This window comes from Brachybacterium sp. p3-SID957 (assembly GCF_025144775.1).
Lineage (GTDB): Bacteria > Actinomycetota > Actinomycetes > Actinomycetales > Dermabacteraceae > Brachybacterium > Brachybacterium epidermidis.
Genome location: NZ_JALXKT010000039.1, coordinates 1 through 16,523 on the forward strand (window position 1 = coordinate 1; position 16,523 = coordinate 16,523).

Sequence of the window (16,523 nt, forward strand, 5' to 3'; positions counted from 1 at the left end):
GTAGCGCGCTTCCCTGACACGGAAGAGGTCACTGGTTCGATCCCAGTATCGCCCACCAGATGGTTCGGCGCCATGACGCATCGATGGAGATGATCGCCCGATGAGCCACCCCGATCACGCAAGATCCATCCTCGAGAGCGCTCGCAGTGCATTGCGCGACGGCCGGGCCCACACCCTGGTCGAGATCCTCGAGACGCTTCCCTTCGCCGCACGACACAGGATCGGCCGGTCCCTGACACCCTCGGCACGCGCAATCCTTTCTGCCCCGGGAGGAGCGGAGGATCCTGACCACTGGAACGGGGAGCTCGACAGCCACCATGACGCCGCCGACGTGGTCCGGCTGATCGCCGCGTCAGGTCCGGCTGCCGCCGCAAAGGTGAACCCCCTGAATCTCCGCGTCACCCGGGACATGGTCCCCCGCCTGTTCCCCCGCGACCTGCCGGTGTTCGTCGAGGAGTGGTCGGCCCGGTTCGCTCGGCGACCCAGGGCCGTGGATGCCAACCTCGGCATCGAGGCAATGTTCGACTGGGCGCACCGGGGGCTTACCCCTCCCCCGGCCCAGCAGGGGGCCGTGCTGGCGCTGATCTCGTCGGCGCCGCAGTCCTCCGGGTCACACTTGCTGCGCTACCTCGAGGCCCGCCCCGTGTTGATCCGCACCACTCTTCCGTTGCTGTTCCAGGTGCCGGGCGTCAAGGGCGCCTCGGCTGCGCAGATCGACGAGACGAACACGGACCGCCACGGACACGGGCTGCGCACGCTCGTCATCCCTGCCCTCCTCAGGCAGGGGCACTGGAGCGGCGAGGAGCTCGCGCTCTGGTGCGAGGACGCGCTGCGGGTTCCTCGTTCCGAGTACGAGTACCGGTGGTTCCGCGCCCTGCGGGACGACCTCGCGCACCTCCCCGGAGCTCCCTGAGAGTCGGGCTCGGTGCGAGCGGGCATCCAAGCAGGACCTCTTCCCGCACACCACCTGGCGCCTGGTGGATCACGCCCGGGAGGAGATCTTGCGCTCGTCCGGGCCCGTAGGACGGTCACCGGGGCGATCCCCCAGCGACCGCCGGTTACTCTGACCCCATGCAGATCTGGACCGGACAGTCCTACCCGTTGGGTGCAACCTTCGACGGGTCAGGCACCAATTTCGCCCTCTTCTCCGAGGCCGCCGAGCGCGTCGAGCTGTGCCTGTTCGACGAGGACGGCACGGAGCGCCGCATCGAGGTGACCGAGGTGGACGCATACGTGTGGCACATCTACCTCCCATCGGTGCAGCCAGGGCAGCGGTACGGCTACCGCGTGCACGGCCCCTTCGATCCCGCCAATGGGCAGCGCTGCGATCCCAGCAAGCTGCTGCTGGACCCGTACGCCAAGGCGATCGCCGGGATGGCCACCAATCACCCCTCGCTGTACAGCTACGACTTCGAGGACCCGACACAGCGCAACACCGAGGACTCGGCCGCGCACACCATGCATTCCGTGGTGGTCTCCCCCTACTTCGACTGGGGCAACGACCACCCGCCGGCCCACGATTACCACGACACCGTCATCTACGAGGCCCACGTCAAGGGCCTGACCATGCAGCACCCGGACATCGACGAGTCGATCCGCGGCACCTACGTGGCGATGGGCCACCCCGCGATCATCGAGCACCTGAAGTCCCTCGGCGTCACCGCCGTGGAGCTGATGCCGGTGCACCAGTTCGTCCAGGACGGCCACCTGGTGGAGAAGGGCCTGCGCAACTACTGGGGCTACAACACCATCGGCTTCTTCGCCCCCCACAACGAGTACTCCTACGCCGGTGACACCGGTCAGCAGGTCCAGGAGTTCAAGCAGATGGTGAAGAACCTGCACGAGGCGGACATCGAGGTGATCCTCGACGTGGTCTACAACCACACCGCCGAGGGCAACCACATGGGCCCCACCCTGTGCTTCCGCGGCATCGACAACTCCGCCTACTACCGCCTGGTGGAGGAGGACAAGGCCCACTACTACGACACCACCGGCACTGGCAACTCACTGCTGATGCGCACCCCGCACGTGCTGCAGCTGATCATGGACTCGCTGCGCTACTGGGTCACCGAGATGCACGTGGACGGCTTCCGCTTCGATCTGGCCTCCACCCTGGCCCGCGAGCTGCATGAGGTGGACCGCCTCTCGGCGTTCTTCGACATCATCCAGCAGGACCCGGTCATCTCCCAGGTGAAGCTGATCGCCGAGCCGTGGGACCTGGGCGAGGGCGGCTACCAGGTGGGCGGTTTCCCGCCTCTGTGGTCCGAGTGGAACGGCAGCTACCGCGACACCGTGCGCGACTTCCACCGCTCCGAGCCCGGCGTGCTGGGCGAGTTCAGCTCCCGCCTGGCGGGCAGCTCGGACCTGTACCAGCACACCGGTCGCACCCCGATCGCGTCGATCAACTTCGTGACTGCGCACGACGGCTTCACCCTGCACGACCTGGTCTCCTACAACGAGCGCCACAACGAGGCCAACGGTGAGGGCGGCAACGACGGGGAGAGCCACAACCGCTCCTGGAACTCCGGCGCGGAGGGCCCCACCGACGACGAGGACGTGCTGACCCTGCGGGAGCGCCGGGCCAAGAACCTCATGGCCACGCTGCTGCTCAGCCAGGGCGTGCCGATGATCCTGCACGGCGACGAGATGGGCCGCACCCAGCAGGGCAACAACAACACCTACTGCCAGGACGACGAGCTGTCGTGGATGGACTGGAACCTGGACCGCACCCAGCAGGAGATGCTGCGGTTCACCCGCGAGATGATCGCGCTGCGCCGCGAGCACGCCATCTTCCGTCGTCGCCGCTTCCTCCAGGGCGTGGTGCGCGAGGACGTCGACTCGAACCTGCCGGACGTGGAATGGCTGCGCACCGATGGAACACCCATGACCCCCGAGGACTGGGACCAGCCGCAGAACAAGTGCCTGACCGTGTTCCTCAACGGCTCCGCCATCCCTGAGCCCAACGAGCGCGGCGAGCAGATCGTGGATGACTCCGCCCTGATCCTGTTCAACGCCTCGGGCAATGACGTGATCTTCACGCTGCCGGGCAAGGACCACGGCGAGGTGTGGACCGTGGAGGTGGGCACCGGCGGCACCCTCGAGGTGGGCGCCGAGATCGCCGCCGGCGAGTCCATCACCCGCCCCTCGCACTCCTTCCTGGTGCTGCTGCGCCCCCCGGCCGGCAGCGACCCCGAGGAGACCGCGATCGAGGACCTCGAGAAGCCCGAGCTGGCCTGAGTTCGCCGACTCGACGCGCGTCCGGTCCGTCCCCGCGGATGAGCCGGCCGCGCCCCGCCTGACCACCTCCCAGGAGGAGACCGCGTGACCCACCCCTCCCAGTCCACCGTCCCGACCTCCACCTACCGGCTGCAGCTGCACGCCGGCTTCACGGCCGATGACGGCGCCGCCCTGGTGCCGTACCTGGCACGCCTGGGCGTGGGGCACATCTTCTGCTCGCCCGTGCTGCAGGCCGCACCGGGTTCCGTGCACGGCTACGACGTGGTGGACCACACCCGCATCAGCGAGGAGATCGGCGGTGAGGCGGCCCTGCGTCGCCTCGCCGATGCCGCCCACGCACATGGCATGGGGCTGATCGTCGACGTGGTCCCCAACCACATGGCCATCCCCACGCCGATCTGGCACAACCGCGCCCTGTGGTCGGTGCTGAAGGAGGGGCCAGCCTCCCCCTACGCGGACTGGTTCGACCTCGACGCCTCCGCGGAGCTGTCGGTGCTGGTGCCCGTGCTGGGCCGCCCCATCGGCGCCGTGCTGGCCGATGGCGAGATCACCGTGGGCACCGCCGAGATCCCCCAGCCCGATGGCACCGTTCTCCAGGAGCAGGTGGTCCAGTACTACGACAACGTGCTCCCGGTCGCGGCGGGCACCGAGCACCTGGGGCTCGCGGATCTGCTGGATCGCCAGTGGTACCGCCTGGCCTACTGGAAGGTCTCCGACGAGGAGCTGAACTATCGGCGGTTCTTCGACGTGAACACGCTCGCCGCGGTGCGGGTGGAGCTGCCAGAGGTGTTCGAGGCGACCCACGCCACCCTGCTGCGCCTGCAGTCCGAAGGCATCATCGATGGCTACCGCATCGACCACCCTGACGGTCTGGCCGATCCTCGGGGATACCTGCGGGACCTGGACCGCGCCACCGGTGGGGCGTGGACCGTGGTGGAGAAGATCCTGGAGGGCGAGGAGCAGCTGCCCGGGGACTTCCCCTGCGCGGGCACCACCGGCTACGACGCCCTGTGGCGGGTGGGCGGCCTGTTCCACGAGCCGCACGGGGCTCTCGGGCTCACTTATCTGTGGCAGCGCCGCACCGGTGACCAGCGACCCTTCGAGGAGGTGGCCGAGGAGTCCACCGAGCTGATCGTCACCACCAGCCTGTGGGCGGAGATCGAGCGCCTGACCGCGCTGATCCACCGAATCTGCCAGGAGGACATCCGCCTGCGCGACACCACGCGGCGCAACATCCAGCGCGTGGTGGTGGCGCTGCTGAGCTCGATGGACCGGTACCGGGCGTACATCGTCCCGGGCGAGTCCGCCCCGGGCTCGGAGCGGGCGGTCATCGAGCAGGCCGCTGCCCGGGCGCGCCACGCCCTGGGCGAGGACGAGGACGTGGTGGCCACCCTGGAGATCGTGGTGGCGCTGGTGTGCGGTGACGAGATCGGCAGTGCCGGTCGCACCGCGAGCAGCGACCGGGCCGAGGTGATCGTGCGCTTCGCCCAGACCTGCGGCCCGGTCCACGCCAAGGCGCTCGAGGACACCGCCTTCTACCGCTTCACCCGCTTCGCTGCCGTCAACGAGGTGGGCTCGGACCCGGATCGGATCGGGGTGGAGCCCGATGCGGTCCACGACCACGCCGCCACCATGCTGCGCACCCGCCCCGATGCGATGACCACCCTGTCCACGCACGACACCAAGCGCAGTGAGGACGTGCGGGCGCGCCTGGCCGTGCTCACCGAGCTCCCCCTGGAGTGGGCGCTCACGGTGCAGGCACTGGACCAGGCCACGGCCGAGCACCGCGGCGACCGCGTCGACGGTGCGATGGAGCTGCTGCTGTGGCAGACCCTCGCGGGCTGCTGGGACCTGCCCGGCTCCGGCGCGGAGCGCATCACCGTCGAGCGTCTGGACGGCTATCTGACCAAGGCGATGCGCGAGGCCAAAGTGCACACCACCTGGACCGAGCAGGACGCCGAGTACGAGACCCAGGTGCTCGAGCTCGGCCGGGCCGCGCTGGCCAGCGAGCAGGTGGACGCGATCCTCACGGACTGGACGCGCCGCACCCTTTCCTCGCAGCGCTCGACGATCCTGGGCCAGAAGCTGATCCAGCTGACCATGCCCGGGGTGCCGGACGTGTACCAGGGCAACGAGTCGGTGGACCTGTCCCTGGTGGACCCCGACAACCGCCGCGCCGTGGACCATGCCCGGAACCAGGAGCGGCTGGAGCGGATGATCGACGGGGCCGGCCCCGACGGCATCGGCGACGAGAAGCTCTGGCTCACCCACCGCGCGCTCACCCTGCGCCGGGAGCGGCCCGAGCTGTTCCGGGGACGCGAGGCGAGCTATCGGCCGTTGCCCACCACCACCGGGCACGCCTTCGCCTTCGGCCGCGCCCACGGGGACGGCCCACTGGAGGCGGTGACCGTGGCGACCAGGCTCGCACACGCACTGTCCCAGCGGGGTGGCTGGGGTGATGCCTGGATCGCTCTGCCCGAGGGGCGCTGGCGCGATGCCCTCTCCGGCGTCGAGCACGAGGGCGGACAGCTGCCGCTGTCCCAGCTGCTGAGCGACTGGCCCGTGGCGCTGCTGGTGCGCAGCGGCGAGCAGCCCGCGACCACCGGTACCGTCGATGACGAGCAGGACGACCCCGAGAGGACGGCATGACGCCCACCGACAGCGACCGCCCCCATCCTGAGAGCCCCGTGGCCCCCAGGCGACACGACCGCTACGAGGTGTGGGCCCCGTCGGCCTCCCGCGTGCAGATCCGCATCGACGGCACCGAGCACGCGATGGAAGCCGCACCCGGCGGGTGGCACCGCCTGCCGGGCGTGCCCGCCTCCCCTGGCGCCCGCTACGCGTTCCGCCTGGACGGTGAGGGCCCCTGGCTGCCGGACCCGCGTTCGCTGTCCCAGCCGGACGGGGTGCACGCCGACAGCGAGGTGATCGACCCCGCGCTGCTGCAACGGGAGACCGACTGGAGCGGCCGCAGCCTGCGCGGCGCCGTGCTCTACGAGATGCACGTGGGCACGTTCACGCCCGGCCCGGACGGTCGCGGCGGCACCTTCGACTCGGCGATCGAGCGGCTCGACGAGCTGGTGGAGCTGGGGGTGGACGCGGTCGAGCTGATGCCCGTGGCCGCATTCCCCGGTGACCGCGGCTGGGGCTACGACGGAGTGGGGCTGTACGCCGCCCACGCCTCCTACGGGGGCCCCGCAGGCCTGGCCCGCTTCGTGCAGGCCGCCCATCGGCGCGGTCTCGCGGTGGTGCTGGACGTGGTGCACAACCACCTGGGGCCGGCCGGCAACTACCTGGGCATGTTCGGTCCGTACTTCACCGACGCCTACCAGACCCCGTGGGGCCCGGCGGTGAACCTGGACCAGGAGTCCGCGCGCGAGGTGAGGGACTTCCTGCTGGGATCGGCGCGGCACTGGCTGGTGGACATGGGACTGGACGGCCTGCGCCTGGACGCCGTGCACGAGCTGCGCGACCGATCCTCCCGGCACTTCCTGGCCGAGCTCTCCGACACCGTGGACGCGTGGTCGCAGGAGACGGGACGCGAGCTGACGCTGATCGCGGAATCGGACCGGAACCAACCGGCCACCGTCACCCCCACCTCCGCCTCCGGTCTCGGCATGGACATGCAGTGGGCCGACGACGTGCACCACGGCGTGCACGCCTGGATCACGGGCGAGCAGCGCGGCTACTACGCGGACTTCGGCAGCTCCGAGGTGCTCACGCGCGTGCTCACCGGCATGTTCCGGCACACGGGCACCTGGTCCTCGTTCCGCGGCAGGCAGTGGGGTGCGCCGGTGGACCCGGCCTCACCGCACTACGACGGACACTCCTTCGTCACGTTCCTGCAGGACCACGACCAGGTGGGCAACCGGGCCCGCGGAGACCGCATCCACCACGGCCTGGACCCCGCCCGGCATGCCGCGGCGATCGCCCTGGTGCTGCTGGGCCCGGGCACCCCGATGCTGTTCCAGGGCGAGGAGTGGGCGGCCTCCACGCCGTTCGCGTACTTCACCGATCACGACGAGGAGCTGGGTGCCCTGGTCAGCGCGGGCCGCGCCGAGGAGTTCGCGGCAATGGGCTGGGCGGACCAGGTGTTCGACCCGCAGGACCGCGGTTCCTTCGAGCAGTCGATGCTGCAGTGGCCGGAGCGCACCGAGGGCGACCACGCCCGCATGCTCGCCTGGTACCGCACCCTGATCGCACTGCGTCGCGAGCACCCCGAGCTGCGGGACCCCGATCTGCAGCGTGTCGAGGCGGAGGTGCTCTCCGAGGACGCGGTGCTGCTGCGTCGCGGGAGCATCGAGATCCTCGCCCATCGCGGCGACGGTGGGCTGGAGACGGGCTCCGCGCCGCGTGAGGTGCTGGCCGCCTTCGGTCAGGTGGCGGTCGACGAGACGGCCGGCCTGCACCTGGACGGGCCCGGGGTGGTTGTGACCCGCAGCTGATGGCGGGATGACCCGGGCCTGACCGCCCACGCATCCCGGGCTGCCGGCTGATCCCCATGGTGCGGCTCGCCGCAGCCGTGTGAGCCGGCGGCGCTGCGCTGCGGGCACGCGTCGCGCAGCGGACGCTCAGGAAGGGTCGCCCCCGGCCTCCACCAGGGCGGCCCCGTCGGTGGCCAGGGACGCCAGGCGCGAGAGGGAGCGGTAGTACTTCTTGCGGTACCCGCTGCCCAGCAGATCCTCGGAGTACAGGTGCTCGAGGACATCACCGCCGTCGGCCGCGGAGACGGGCACCGGCACCTTCCGGTCGTACAGCCGGTCCACCAGCACCACCAGGCGCAGGGCGTCGTTGTGCGAGTCCACCCGCCGGACCCCTGTCAGGTGCGCGCAGGTGACGTCGTCGATCATCGCGCCGTAGCGTGAGGGATGGACCCGGGCCAGATGCGCGAGCAGCTCGTCGAAGGAGTCCAGGGTGGCGCCGGACCCGGTCCGGGCGTGGGCTGAGACCGCAGCCTGCGGGAGGGCGCGGATGTTGACGGCGCCGTCGCGGCGACGGTAGTCCTCGCCGTCGATGCGCATCACCTCGAAGCGCTCAGCCATCGACTGGATCTCCCGCAGGAAGTCCTGGGCGGCGAAACGGCCCTCCCCCAGCGCCTCGGGGAGCGTGTTGGAGGTCGCGGCCACCGCGACGCCCTGGTCCGACAGCTCGCGGATCAGGCGGGTCATCAGCAGGGTGTCCCCGGGATCGTCGAGCTCGAACTCGTCGATGCACACCAGCTGCGACTGCGCCAGCTGGTCCAGCGCCTTCTGGAAGCCCAGGGCCCCCACCAGGTTGGTGTACTCCACGAAGGTGCCGTACACGCTCTTCCCGGGCACCGCATGGAACAGGGAGGTGAGCAGGTGGGTCTTGCCCACCCCGAAGCCGCCGTCCAGGTAGATGCCGCGCGCGGCCTCCGCACGGCGCTTGCCGCCCAGCCCCAGTCGGTCCAGCAGACCGCCCTTCTTCTGACCGCCGATCTGCGCGGCGAAGGCGCTGATGCGCTCCTTCGCCTCCGCCTGGGAGGGGTGCGCGGGATCGGGCTCATAGGTGGCCAGGCGGGCATCGGCGAACCGCGGTGGGGGCACCAGGTCCGCCAGCAGGCGCTCCAGGGTGGGCTCGGGTCTGCGGTCGGCGAGCGCGGGGGTCACGCGGGCCAGTGTAGGTGCGCCGGCGGCGCGGCCGGGTGGTAGTCCCGCAGGAAGCTCGTAGGGTGTGCGCATGCCCACTGACTCCCCCCTGCACCTGCTGTGGCGCGAGGGTGCGCCGATGCCCGAGCCCCGCCCCGTGCCGCAGGATGCGGCCGGTGCCGCGCTGCTGGCCGAGCTGTACGCCGTGCCCGCCGACCGGGTCACGGTGCGGGCGATGATGAACACCACCGTGGACGGAGCGGTCGCCGGGGCCGACGGCACCAGCGGATCGCTGCGCAATCCGGACGACTCGTTCCTGTTCGGGGTGCTGCGGGCCCTGGCCGACGTGGTGGTGGTGGGCTCGCAGACCGTGCGCTGCGAGGACTATCGGCGCCCCCGGGGCCGCTCGGACCTGCTGGAGCCCTCGCTGCGTCCTGCGGGAGCGCCACGACCGGCCCTGGCCATCTGGACCACCAGCGGTGACCTGCCCGCCACCATCGAGGCGGACTGGCCCACCTACCTGCTGTGCCCGCCCTCCCGCAGGGAGCAGGTGCGGGAGCGCTCCGGCATGCCCCCGGAGCACGTGATCGCCGTGGCCGATGAACGGGAGGCGCTGGCAGCCCTGGTCGCTCGCGGCTTCCGCGGGATCCAGGCGGAGGGAGGGCCCAGCGCACTGGGGCGGCTCGCCTCACGGGGCCTGCTGGACGAGCTGTGCTTCTCCGTCAGCCACCGCACCGTGGGCGGGCCCTCCCCGCGGGTGATCGACGGTCCCGCCCATGAGCAGCACTGGCGGCTCGAATCGCTGCTGGTGGGCACCGCAGCGACGCTCACGCGCTACCGACGGGCGACCTGAGCCCTCCCCGGTGCTCTCACACCCTCTCACCGGTGGAGCCCGGCAGGGGCGGGGCCGCGGGGTCCCGCACCGGCAGTTCGAGGGTGTCGACGTCCACCTGGAGCTCGAGGGTGCGCGCCAGGTGGCGCGCCACGATCCGCTCGTACCGCGCCGGGTCGAGGTTCCACTCCCGGGTGTGGGAGGCGCCCTCGACGGGGACGAACTGCACGAGGTCGGGCCTCATGGACGCAAGGGTGCGGCTGGGGCCGGGCGGCACGGTCGCGTCGTCCATGGCGTGCAGCAGCAGGGTGGGGTGGGTGAGGTTCTCCCCGTAGTACTCGGGCCGCATCTCGTGCAGCGCGAGGGGCTCACGCAGGCGCACGGCGCGCGCCCCTATCGGTGAGGTGATCATCCACATGGCCAGGCGGCGCATCGGGATCGGTGCTCGCACCGAAGCGGCGTGGTACCCGAGGATGTCGTGCCAGTCCACCGCCGGGGAGTCCAGCACCAGGGTGGCGATCCGCTCGCGGTGTGCAGAGCGCACGGACGTGCGCAGCGCGATGCCCCCGCCCATCGACCAGCCCGCCAGCACGATCCGCTGCGCTCCGTGCGCCAGGGCGTACTCGACCGCGGCCTCGGCATCCTCCCATTCGTCGCTGCCCAGGTGGTGCATGCGGTCCGCGGAGGGCGGGGCACCGGTGTCGTTGCGGTAGGTGATCGCCAGGCTGGTCAGGCCCAGGGTGCGCAGCAGCGGCAGCAGGCGCAGCGTCTCACCGCGCGTGGCACCGTGGCCGTGGACGAGGATCGCCCAGGTCTCCGGCTCCACCGGCCCTCCCGCTGCCCGACCGACCCGCGCGGAGTCCGGCCGCACCAGCCAGGCGGGCATGCGTCCCACCGGCGAGTCGACCTCCACCTCCTCGGTGGGGAATCCGTGGGCGGTGCGCGGGGAGCCGGACCAGTAGAAGCCGTTGACGGAGGCGGGATCGGCCCGCAGGGGCTCCTCGCCGTCCGAGGCCAGCAGGGGCCGGGCGACCGTGGTGGGGGTGGGGCGGGAGGTCACCGGGCCCAGGCGCACGTGCGCGGCACCTCCGGCCTGCCGCAGGGCCAGGTAGCCGTCGCGGGTGGCCTCCCCGATGGCGTCCAGGTGCACGCGGTCGGCGTGGACAGCGCGCACGGGGATGGCCCGTCGCTGACGGATGCTCTGCTGCGGCACCAGCGGCAGCCTGGCCATGATCCGTGCTCCCAGGGTGAGCAGACCGCCGCTGAGGGTGAACATACCGGTGGCCACCATGCCGCCGACCAGCAGGGTCCCGCCCCAGCGGTCCTGCTCTGCGACTGGTTCCTGGGCGCGGCGGAGAGGCAGCGGGAGCGCATGGGAGTGTGGGCCTGACCACGGGAGGGGCATGGTCCCCACTGTAGTGGGATGCCGGGGGTGGGAGGCAGGGAGCAGGAGGCATAGGATCGATGGCATGAGCACTTCGTTCGTGGTCCTCTCCGAGGTGCCGATCGCACCTGCGGATGCCATGCGGGCCCTGGAGTACCTGGGCCTGGGTCCCGGCTCGGAGGCCGCCGTCGACGCACCCGCCCCCGGTGACGTCGGGACGCCGGGCGCGCTCAGCGTCAACGTGGTGATCCCCGCGCGGCTCACCCGCCCCATGATGGTCGAGGTGATCGACCGCCTGGGCCTGCTGGACCTGCAGGGCGCCTGGGACGCCGTCGCCGAGCGGGTGCATCCCGAGTCATCCCAGCGGCCGACCGCCGAGGAGGTCCTGGCCTCGGTGTCCAAGGCGTTCACCGCCGCCGGCTGTGCGGTCGACGGTCGGACCGCGGCCGAGGCCCCTCTCGAGGTGGTCTCCGCGCATCTCGCCGAGGGCTGCGAGACCCAGGCGGTGGTCGTCTTCAGCGATCCGCAGCTGCTGGAGGAGACATTCGCCCAGGACTGGGCGCACCGCCTGGAGGACCACCTCAGCGCGACCGTGCTGCACCTGTACCCCGGCTCCCCACAGATCGGAACCTCCTGACATGTCCCACGACCCCATCGGCTCCCGCCCCTACCCGATCACGCTCAACGAGCAGGAGTGGCGCGCGAAGCTCAGCCCCGAGGAGTACCAGGTGCTGCGACAGGGCGGCACCGAGCGACCCTTCACCGGGGAGTACGAGGAGGTGCGGCCCGCCGGCACCTACGCCTGCCGCGCCTGCGGAGCGGAGCTGTTCACCGCCGATACCCAGTTCGACGCCCACTGCGGATGGCCCGCGTTCTACGCCCCCACCGACTCCGAGGCGGTCGAGCTGCTGGAGGACACCTCCCTGGGCATGCACCGCATCGAGGTGCGCTGCGCTAACTGCGGCTCCCACCTGGGCCACGTGTTCGAGGGCGAGGGCTTCCCCACGCCCACCGACCAGCGCTACTGCATCAACTCCATCAGCCTGCGGCACACGGACGGCTGACGGGCCCAAGGCCGGCCGCTGACCTGGCGCACCGGGCCTTTCCGGCGCGCCTGCCCGGGCAGCGCAGGGTGCGCCGATACGCTCCCAGGGTGTCCGTCCATCGAATCCGCTCCGGCGACGACACGTTCCGCGCCGCCGTCTCCGCCATGACCGCAGCCCCGCTGCGCCCAGAAGTGGAGTGGCGGGAGATCCCCGCTCCCTCCAGGATGGCGCCCTCCACCTGGGCCGCCACCGCGGAGATCGTGATGGAGGACGAGGAGCTGGCCAGTGGTCGCCTGGTGATCCTGCACGACCCCGCGGGCCAGGAGTCCTGGGACGGCACCTGGCGCATGGTGGTGCTGGTGCAGGCACGCCTGGAGCCGGAGTTCGCGGTGGAGTCGATGCTGGGCGATGTCGCCTGGTCGTGGGTGACCGAGTCGCTCGAGCTGCACGACGCCTCGGCGCGGGAGCTGGGCTGCACCGCCACCCGTGTGGTCTCCCAGTCCTACGGGGCCCTCGCGGACCGTCCCTCCACGGTGGATGTGGAGATGCGGATCTCCTGGACCCCGGAATGCGGGAGCACCGAGGACGGCTGCGTGGACCTGGCGCCGCACTTCGCCGCCTGGGCGGCCATGCTCGCTGCCGCCGGCGGGCTTCCTCCGGCACCGCCCCGGGTGGCGCCGCTGGTGCCCTCCCATCGGGCCCGCGCCCCGCACGACTGCGAGGACCCGCGGTGAGCGAGGTCCAGCCCGAGCACAGCACCACCGCCACCCCGCTGACCAGTCCTCGCGAGGGCCTGGTCCCGGTGATCGACCGCATCCAGCCGCTTCTGGCCTGGTGCGAGCGGGCCGCCGGGGACGACGACCCGATCGCGGTGGACGCCGAACGGGCCTCCAGCTACCGGTACTCCAATCGGGCCTATCTGATCCAGCTGCGCTCGCGCAGCGCGGGCACCGCCCTGATCGACCCGACCGCCTTCACGGTGCCGCCCACCCTGCAGGCCCTGATGGGTGAGCGGGAATGGGTGCTGCATGCCGCTGGCCAGGATCTGCCCAGCCTGGCAGAGCTGGGACTCCACCCCCGACGCCTGTTCGACACCGAGCTGGCCGCCAGGCTGCTGGGCATGGACCGGGTGGGGCTCTCCGCCGTGGTGGAGAACACCCTGTCCCTCGCCCTGGCCAAGGAGCACTCCGCCGCGGACTGGTCCAAGCGGCCCCTGCCGGAGAGCTGGCTCACCTACGCGGCCCTGGACGTGGAGGTGCTGCTGGAGGTGCGGGACATCCTGGCCGGGCGGCTGCGCGAGGCAGGCAAGGACGAGTGGGCCCGGCAGGAGTTCGAGCACGAGCGCACCCGCGAGCAGCCCGCCTCCCGGCAGGGCCGATGGCGCGCACTGCACGGGCTGGGCGCTCTGCGCTCCCCCCGGCAGCTGGCAGCCGCACGGGCCATGTGGGAGCGACGCGATGCGATCGCCCAGCGGGAGGACCTCTCCCCGCACCGGATCATCCGCGATCGCGAGATCGTGGCCGCTGCCAAGGAGGCCCCCCGCGGACCCGACAGCTTCACCAGGGCCCTGCCGGCCCGGCTGCGGAAGAAGGACACCTGGTGGCAGGCGGCGCGCTCGGGCCTGGAACTGCCGGCCGCCCATCTGCCCCAGCGCAACGAGCCCAGCTATCCCCCGCCGCACAAGCTGTGGTCCAAGAAGCACCCGGAGGCCTGGGAGCGCTACCGGGCGGCACGCGAGCACGTCGCCGCCCTGTCCGAGCGGGTGCAGGTCCCCACCGAGAACCTGCTGCAGCCGGCGGCGCTGCGGCAATGGGTGTTCGAGAACGAGCAGGCAGGCTCGCAGTCCCAGGTGATGGACCAGTTGACCGCGCTGGGCGCTCGCCCCTGGCAGGCGGAGCTCACCGCTCCGGTGCTGGTGGAGGCTCTGCGGTCGGTGCCGGTCAGTCCCGACCCGGGCGCGTGAGGAAGGGCGCCTCGGCCGGGCGCAGCCGGCCCAGCAGATCCGCGCCCTGCCGATCCTGGGAGGCGCGCACGGACTGCAGGGCTAGCAGCGCACTGACCGTCGTCCCGTTGGTGATGCGGCCCGCGAGCACGGCGGCCACGGCTTCGCTGAGCGGGACCCAGCGGGTGACCAGCTCGGCCTCCTCATCGGTGCGCTCGAAGTCGTCCTGGGTCTCCCGCACCCCGGTGGCGAGGTAGACGCGGATCACCTCGTCGTTCCCGCCGGGACTGGGGCGCAGGTCCACCAGGGTGTGCAGCTGCCCGGCCTCGTAGCCGGTCTCCTCGGTGAGCTCACGGGCCGCCGCCACATGGGGGGGCTCCCCGTCGAGGTCGAGCAGACCGGCGGGGATCTCCCACAGCGAGTGCCCCACCGGGTGGCGGTACTGGCGGATCAGCAGAACGCGGTCCTGCCCGTCCACGGCGAGCACGGCGACCGCGCCGGTGTGCCACACGTACTCACGGTCGAACCGCACCCCGGGGGCGAAGTCCACGGTGTCGCGCACCAGGTCCCACACCATGCCGCGGTGCAGAACCTCGCGGTGGGCGAGCTGGCGGGGATCGGGCTCGTCCCGCAGCTGCTGCGGCACCGCTCGGTCCCGCTGTGCATCTTCGGCGCTCATGCGATCTCCTCGGCGGGGGTCGAGGATGCGGGCTCCACCTCGAGCAAGCGGGTCGCGCGCTGGGCGGCCAGGGCGGCGCCGATCAGCCCGGTGAACAGGGGATGGGCGCGGGTGGGCCGCGACTTCATCTCGGGGTGGGCCTGGGTGCCGATGTAGTACGGGTGCTGCTCGGTGGGCAGCTCCACGAACTCCACCAGAGTGCGCCCCTCGGCCACCTCGGAGGTGCCCGAGATCCGCAGGCCGGACTCCTGGAGCTGATCCCGGTAGGCGTTGTTGACCTCGTAGCGGTGGCGGTGGCGTTCGGAGACCCGGGTGGTGCCGTACACCTGGGCGGCCAGGGAGCCTTCGGCCAGCTGATGGTCGTAGGCACCCAGGCGCATGGTGCCGCCCAGATCACCCTCACCCGCCACGATGCCCACCTGCTCGGTCATGGTGGCGATCACCGGATGCTCGGTGGCCGGATCGAACTCGGTGGACTGCGCATCGGCCCAGCCCAGCTGGTTGCGCGCGTGCTCGATCACCATGCACTGCATGCCCAGGCAGATGCCCAGGGCCGGCAGCCCCCGCTCGCGGGCGTGGCGCAGAGCGCCCACCTTCCCGTCCACACCGCGCACCCCGAAGCCGCCGGGCACCACGATCGCGTCCACGTCCCGCAGCTGCTCCTGGGCACCCTCGGCGGTGGTGCAGGTGTCGGACTCGATCCAGCGGATCGTGACCTTGGCGCTGTGGTGGAAGCCGCCGGCCCGCAGCGCCTCGGTGACGGACAGGTAGGCGTCGGGCAGATCGATGTACTTGCCCACCAGGCCCACAGTGACCTCGTGGGTCGGCTGGTGGACACGCTGCAGCAGCTGGTTCCACACGTTCCAGTCGGCGTCGTGGCTGAGCAGGTCCAGCCTCCGGATGGCGTAGGCGTCCAGTCCCTCGGAGTGCAGGACCCGGGGGATGTCGTAGATGGAGGGCGCATCGGGGCAGGTGACCACCGCGTCGATGTCCACATCGCACATCGAGGCGATCTTGGCCTTGATGGAGGCGGTCAGCTCGCGGTCGGCGCGCAGCACGATCGCGTCGGGCTGGATGCCGATGGAGCGCAGCGCGGCGACCGAGTGCTGGGTGGGCTTGGTCTTGAGCTCCTGGGACGGACCGATGAACGGCACCAGGGACACGTGCACGAAGAACACGTCGTCCCGGCCCAGGTCCTGGCGCACCTGGCGGGCCGCCTCCAGGAAGGGCTGGGACTCGATGTCCCCCACCGTGCCGCCGATCTCCGTGATCACCACATCGACGTCCTCGGCGGCCTGGGAGCGCATGGACTCCTTGATGGCGTTGGTGATGTGGGGGATCACCTGCACGGTGTCGCCCAGGTACTCGCCGCGGCGCTCCTTGGCGATGACGCCGGCGTACACCTGGCCGGTGGTCACGTTGGCATCGGCGGTGAGGTCCTCGTCCAGGAACCGCTCGTAGTGGCCGATGTCCAGGTCGGTCTCGGCACCGTCCTCGGTGACGAACACCTCGCCGTGCTGGAAGGGGTTCATGGTGCCGGGGTCCACGTTGAGGTACGGATCCAGCTTCTGCATGGTCACCCGGAGCCCGCGCGAGCGCAGCAGCATGCCCAGGCTGGAGGCCGTCAGCCCCTTGCCGAGGCTGGAGACCACACCGCCGGTGACGAAGATGTGGCGGGTGGTGCCGGGGTTGCGGAAGGGCTTGCCGGAGGGGCCGCCGCCGATGCGCGGGATGGGGCCCGTGGTGGGCGGGACACCGCTCAGGGGATCCGTGGTGCCCTCGACAGGAGGGGTG

The 16,523-nt window shown here is 71.4% G+C and carries 13 protein-coding genes; 9 read left to right on the top strand and 4 right to left on the bottom strand.

The features are described from left to right. The first annotated feature begins 100 nt into the window (after positions 1–100). The 4 genes from M3B01_RS09485 (at position 101) to treZ (ending at position 7,682) form a co-directional block, all read left to right on the top strand. Positions 101–913 carry a hypothetical protein gene (locus M3B01_RS09485; RefSeq protein WP_193866191.1) on the top strand — a complete coding sequence of 271 codons (813 nt, stop codon included), beginning with the start codon at positions 101–103 and terminating at the stop codon, positions 911–913. 158 nt (positions 914–1,071) lie between these two features. Then, complete coding sequence (glgX, locus tag M3B01_RS09490) at positions 1,072–3,237, top strand: glycogen debranching protein GlgX (RefSeq protein WP_259791581.1); 2,166 nt, start codon at positions 1,072–1,074, stop codon at positions 3,235–3,237. Between the two features lie 84 nt (positions 3,238–3,321). Beyond that, a complete protein-coding gene (gene treY / locus M3B01_RS09495) occupies positions 3,322–5,886 on the top strand; it encodes a malto-oligosyltrehalose synthase (protein WP_259791582.1) in 2,565 nt (854 codons plus the stop codon). Continuing rightward, complete coding sequence (treZ, locus tag M3B01_RS09500; protein WP_259791584.1) at positions 5,883–7,682, top strand: malto-oligosyltrehalose trehalohydrolase; 1,800 nt, start codon at positions 5,883–5,885, stop codon at positions 7,680–7,682. The genes treY and treZ overlap by 4 nt, the downstream gene beginning before the upstream one ends. A gap of 126 nt (positions 7,683–7,808) precedes the next feature. Here treZ and zapE read toward each other — a convergent pair whose 3' ends face one another. After that, positions 7,809–8,867 carry a cell division protein ZapE gene (zapE, locus tag M3B01_RS09505; protein WP_259791586.1) on the bottom strand — a complete coding sequence of 353 codons (1,059 nt, stop codon included), beginning with the start codon at positions 8,865–8,867 and terminating at the stop codon, positions 7,809–7,811. 70 nt (positions 8,868–8,937) lie between these two features. On the opposite strand from zapE, the gene M3B01_RS09510 reads away from it, so the two are divergent. Next, positions 8,938–9,699: a dihydrofolate reductase family protein gene (locus M3B01_RS09510; RefSeq protein ID WP_259791589.1), complete on the top strand. Its 762-nt coding sequence runs from the start codon at positions 8,938–8,940 to the stop codon at positions 9,697–9,699. A 16-nt stretch (positions 9,700–9,715) separates the two neighbouring features. Here the strand turns inward: M3B01_RS09510 and M3B01_RS09515 are convergent, their stop codons facing one another. Further along, complete coding sequence (locus M3B01_RS09515; RefSeq protein WP_259791592.1) at positions 9,716–11,083, bottom strand: S9 family peptidase; 1,368 nt, start codon at positions 11,081–11,083, stop codon at positions 9,716–9,718. A gap of 64 nt (positions 11,084–11,147) precedes the next feature. On the opposite strand from M3B01_RS09515, the gene M3B01_RS09520 reads away from it, so the two are divergent. From M3B01_RS09520 to M3B01_RS09535, 4 genes are all read left to right on the top strand, one after another. Further along, on the top strand, positions 11,148–11,699 hold the full coding sequence (locus M3B01_RS09520; RefSeq protein WP_259791595.1) for a hypothetical protein: 552 nt from the start codon (positions 11,148–11,150) through the stop codon (positions 11,697–11,699). Position 11,700: 1 nt separating this feature from the next. Next, positions 11,701–12,126: a peptide-methionine (R)-S-oxide reductase MsrB gene (gene msrB / locus M3B01_RS09525; RefSeq protein WP_193866184.1), complete on the top strand. Its 426-nt coding sequence runs from the start codon at positions 11,701–11,703 to the stop codon at positions 12,124–12,126. 89 nt (positions 12,127–12,215) lie between these two features. Beyond that, on the top strand, positions 12,216–12,842 hold the full coding sequence (locus M3B01_RS09530; protein ID WP_193866183.1) for a DUF3000 domain-containing protein: 627 nt from the start codon (positions 12,216–12,218) through the stop codon (positions 12,840–12,842). Continuing rightward, positions 12,839–14,071: an HRDC domain-containing protein gene (locus M3B01_RS09535; protein ID WP_259791603.1), complete on the top strand. Its 1,233-nt coding sequence runs from the start codon at positions 12,839–12,841 to the stop codon at positions 14,069–14,071. The genes M3B01_RS09530 and M3B01_RS09535 overlap by 4 nt, the downstream gene beginning before the upstream one ends. Here the strand turns inward: M3B01_RS09535 and M3B01_RS09540 are convergent. Further along, positions 14,049–14,729: an NUDIX hydrolase gene (locus tag M3B01_RS09540; RefSeq protein ID WP_259791605.1), complete on the bottom strand. Its 681-nt coding sequence runs from the start codon at positions 14,727–14,729 to the stop codon at positions 14,049–14,051. The two genes, M3B01_RS09535 and M3B01_RS09540, sit on opposite strands and share 23 nt — an antisense overlap. Then, complete coding sequence (locus M3B01_RS09545) at positions 14,726–16,453, bottom strand: CTP synthase (protein ID WP_259791633.1); 1,728 nt, start codon at positions 16,451–16,453, stop codon at positions 14,726–14,728. The genes M3B01_RS09540 and M3B01_RS09545 overlap by 4 nt, the downstream gene beginning before the upstream one ends. Between the last annotated feature and the right edge of the window lie 70 nt (positions 16,454–16,523).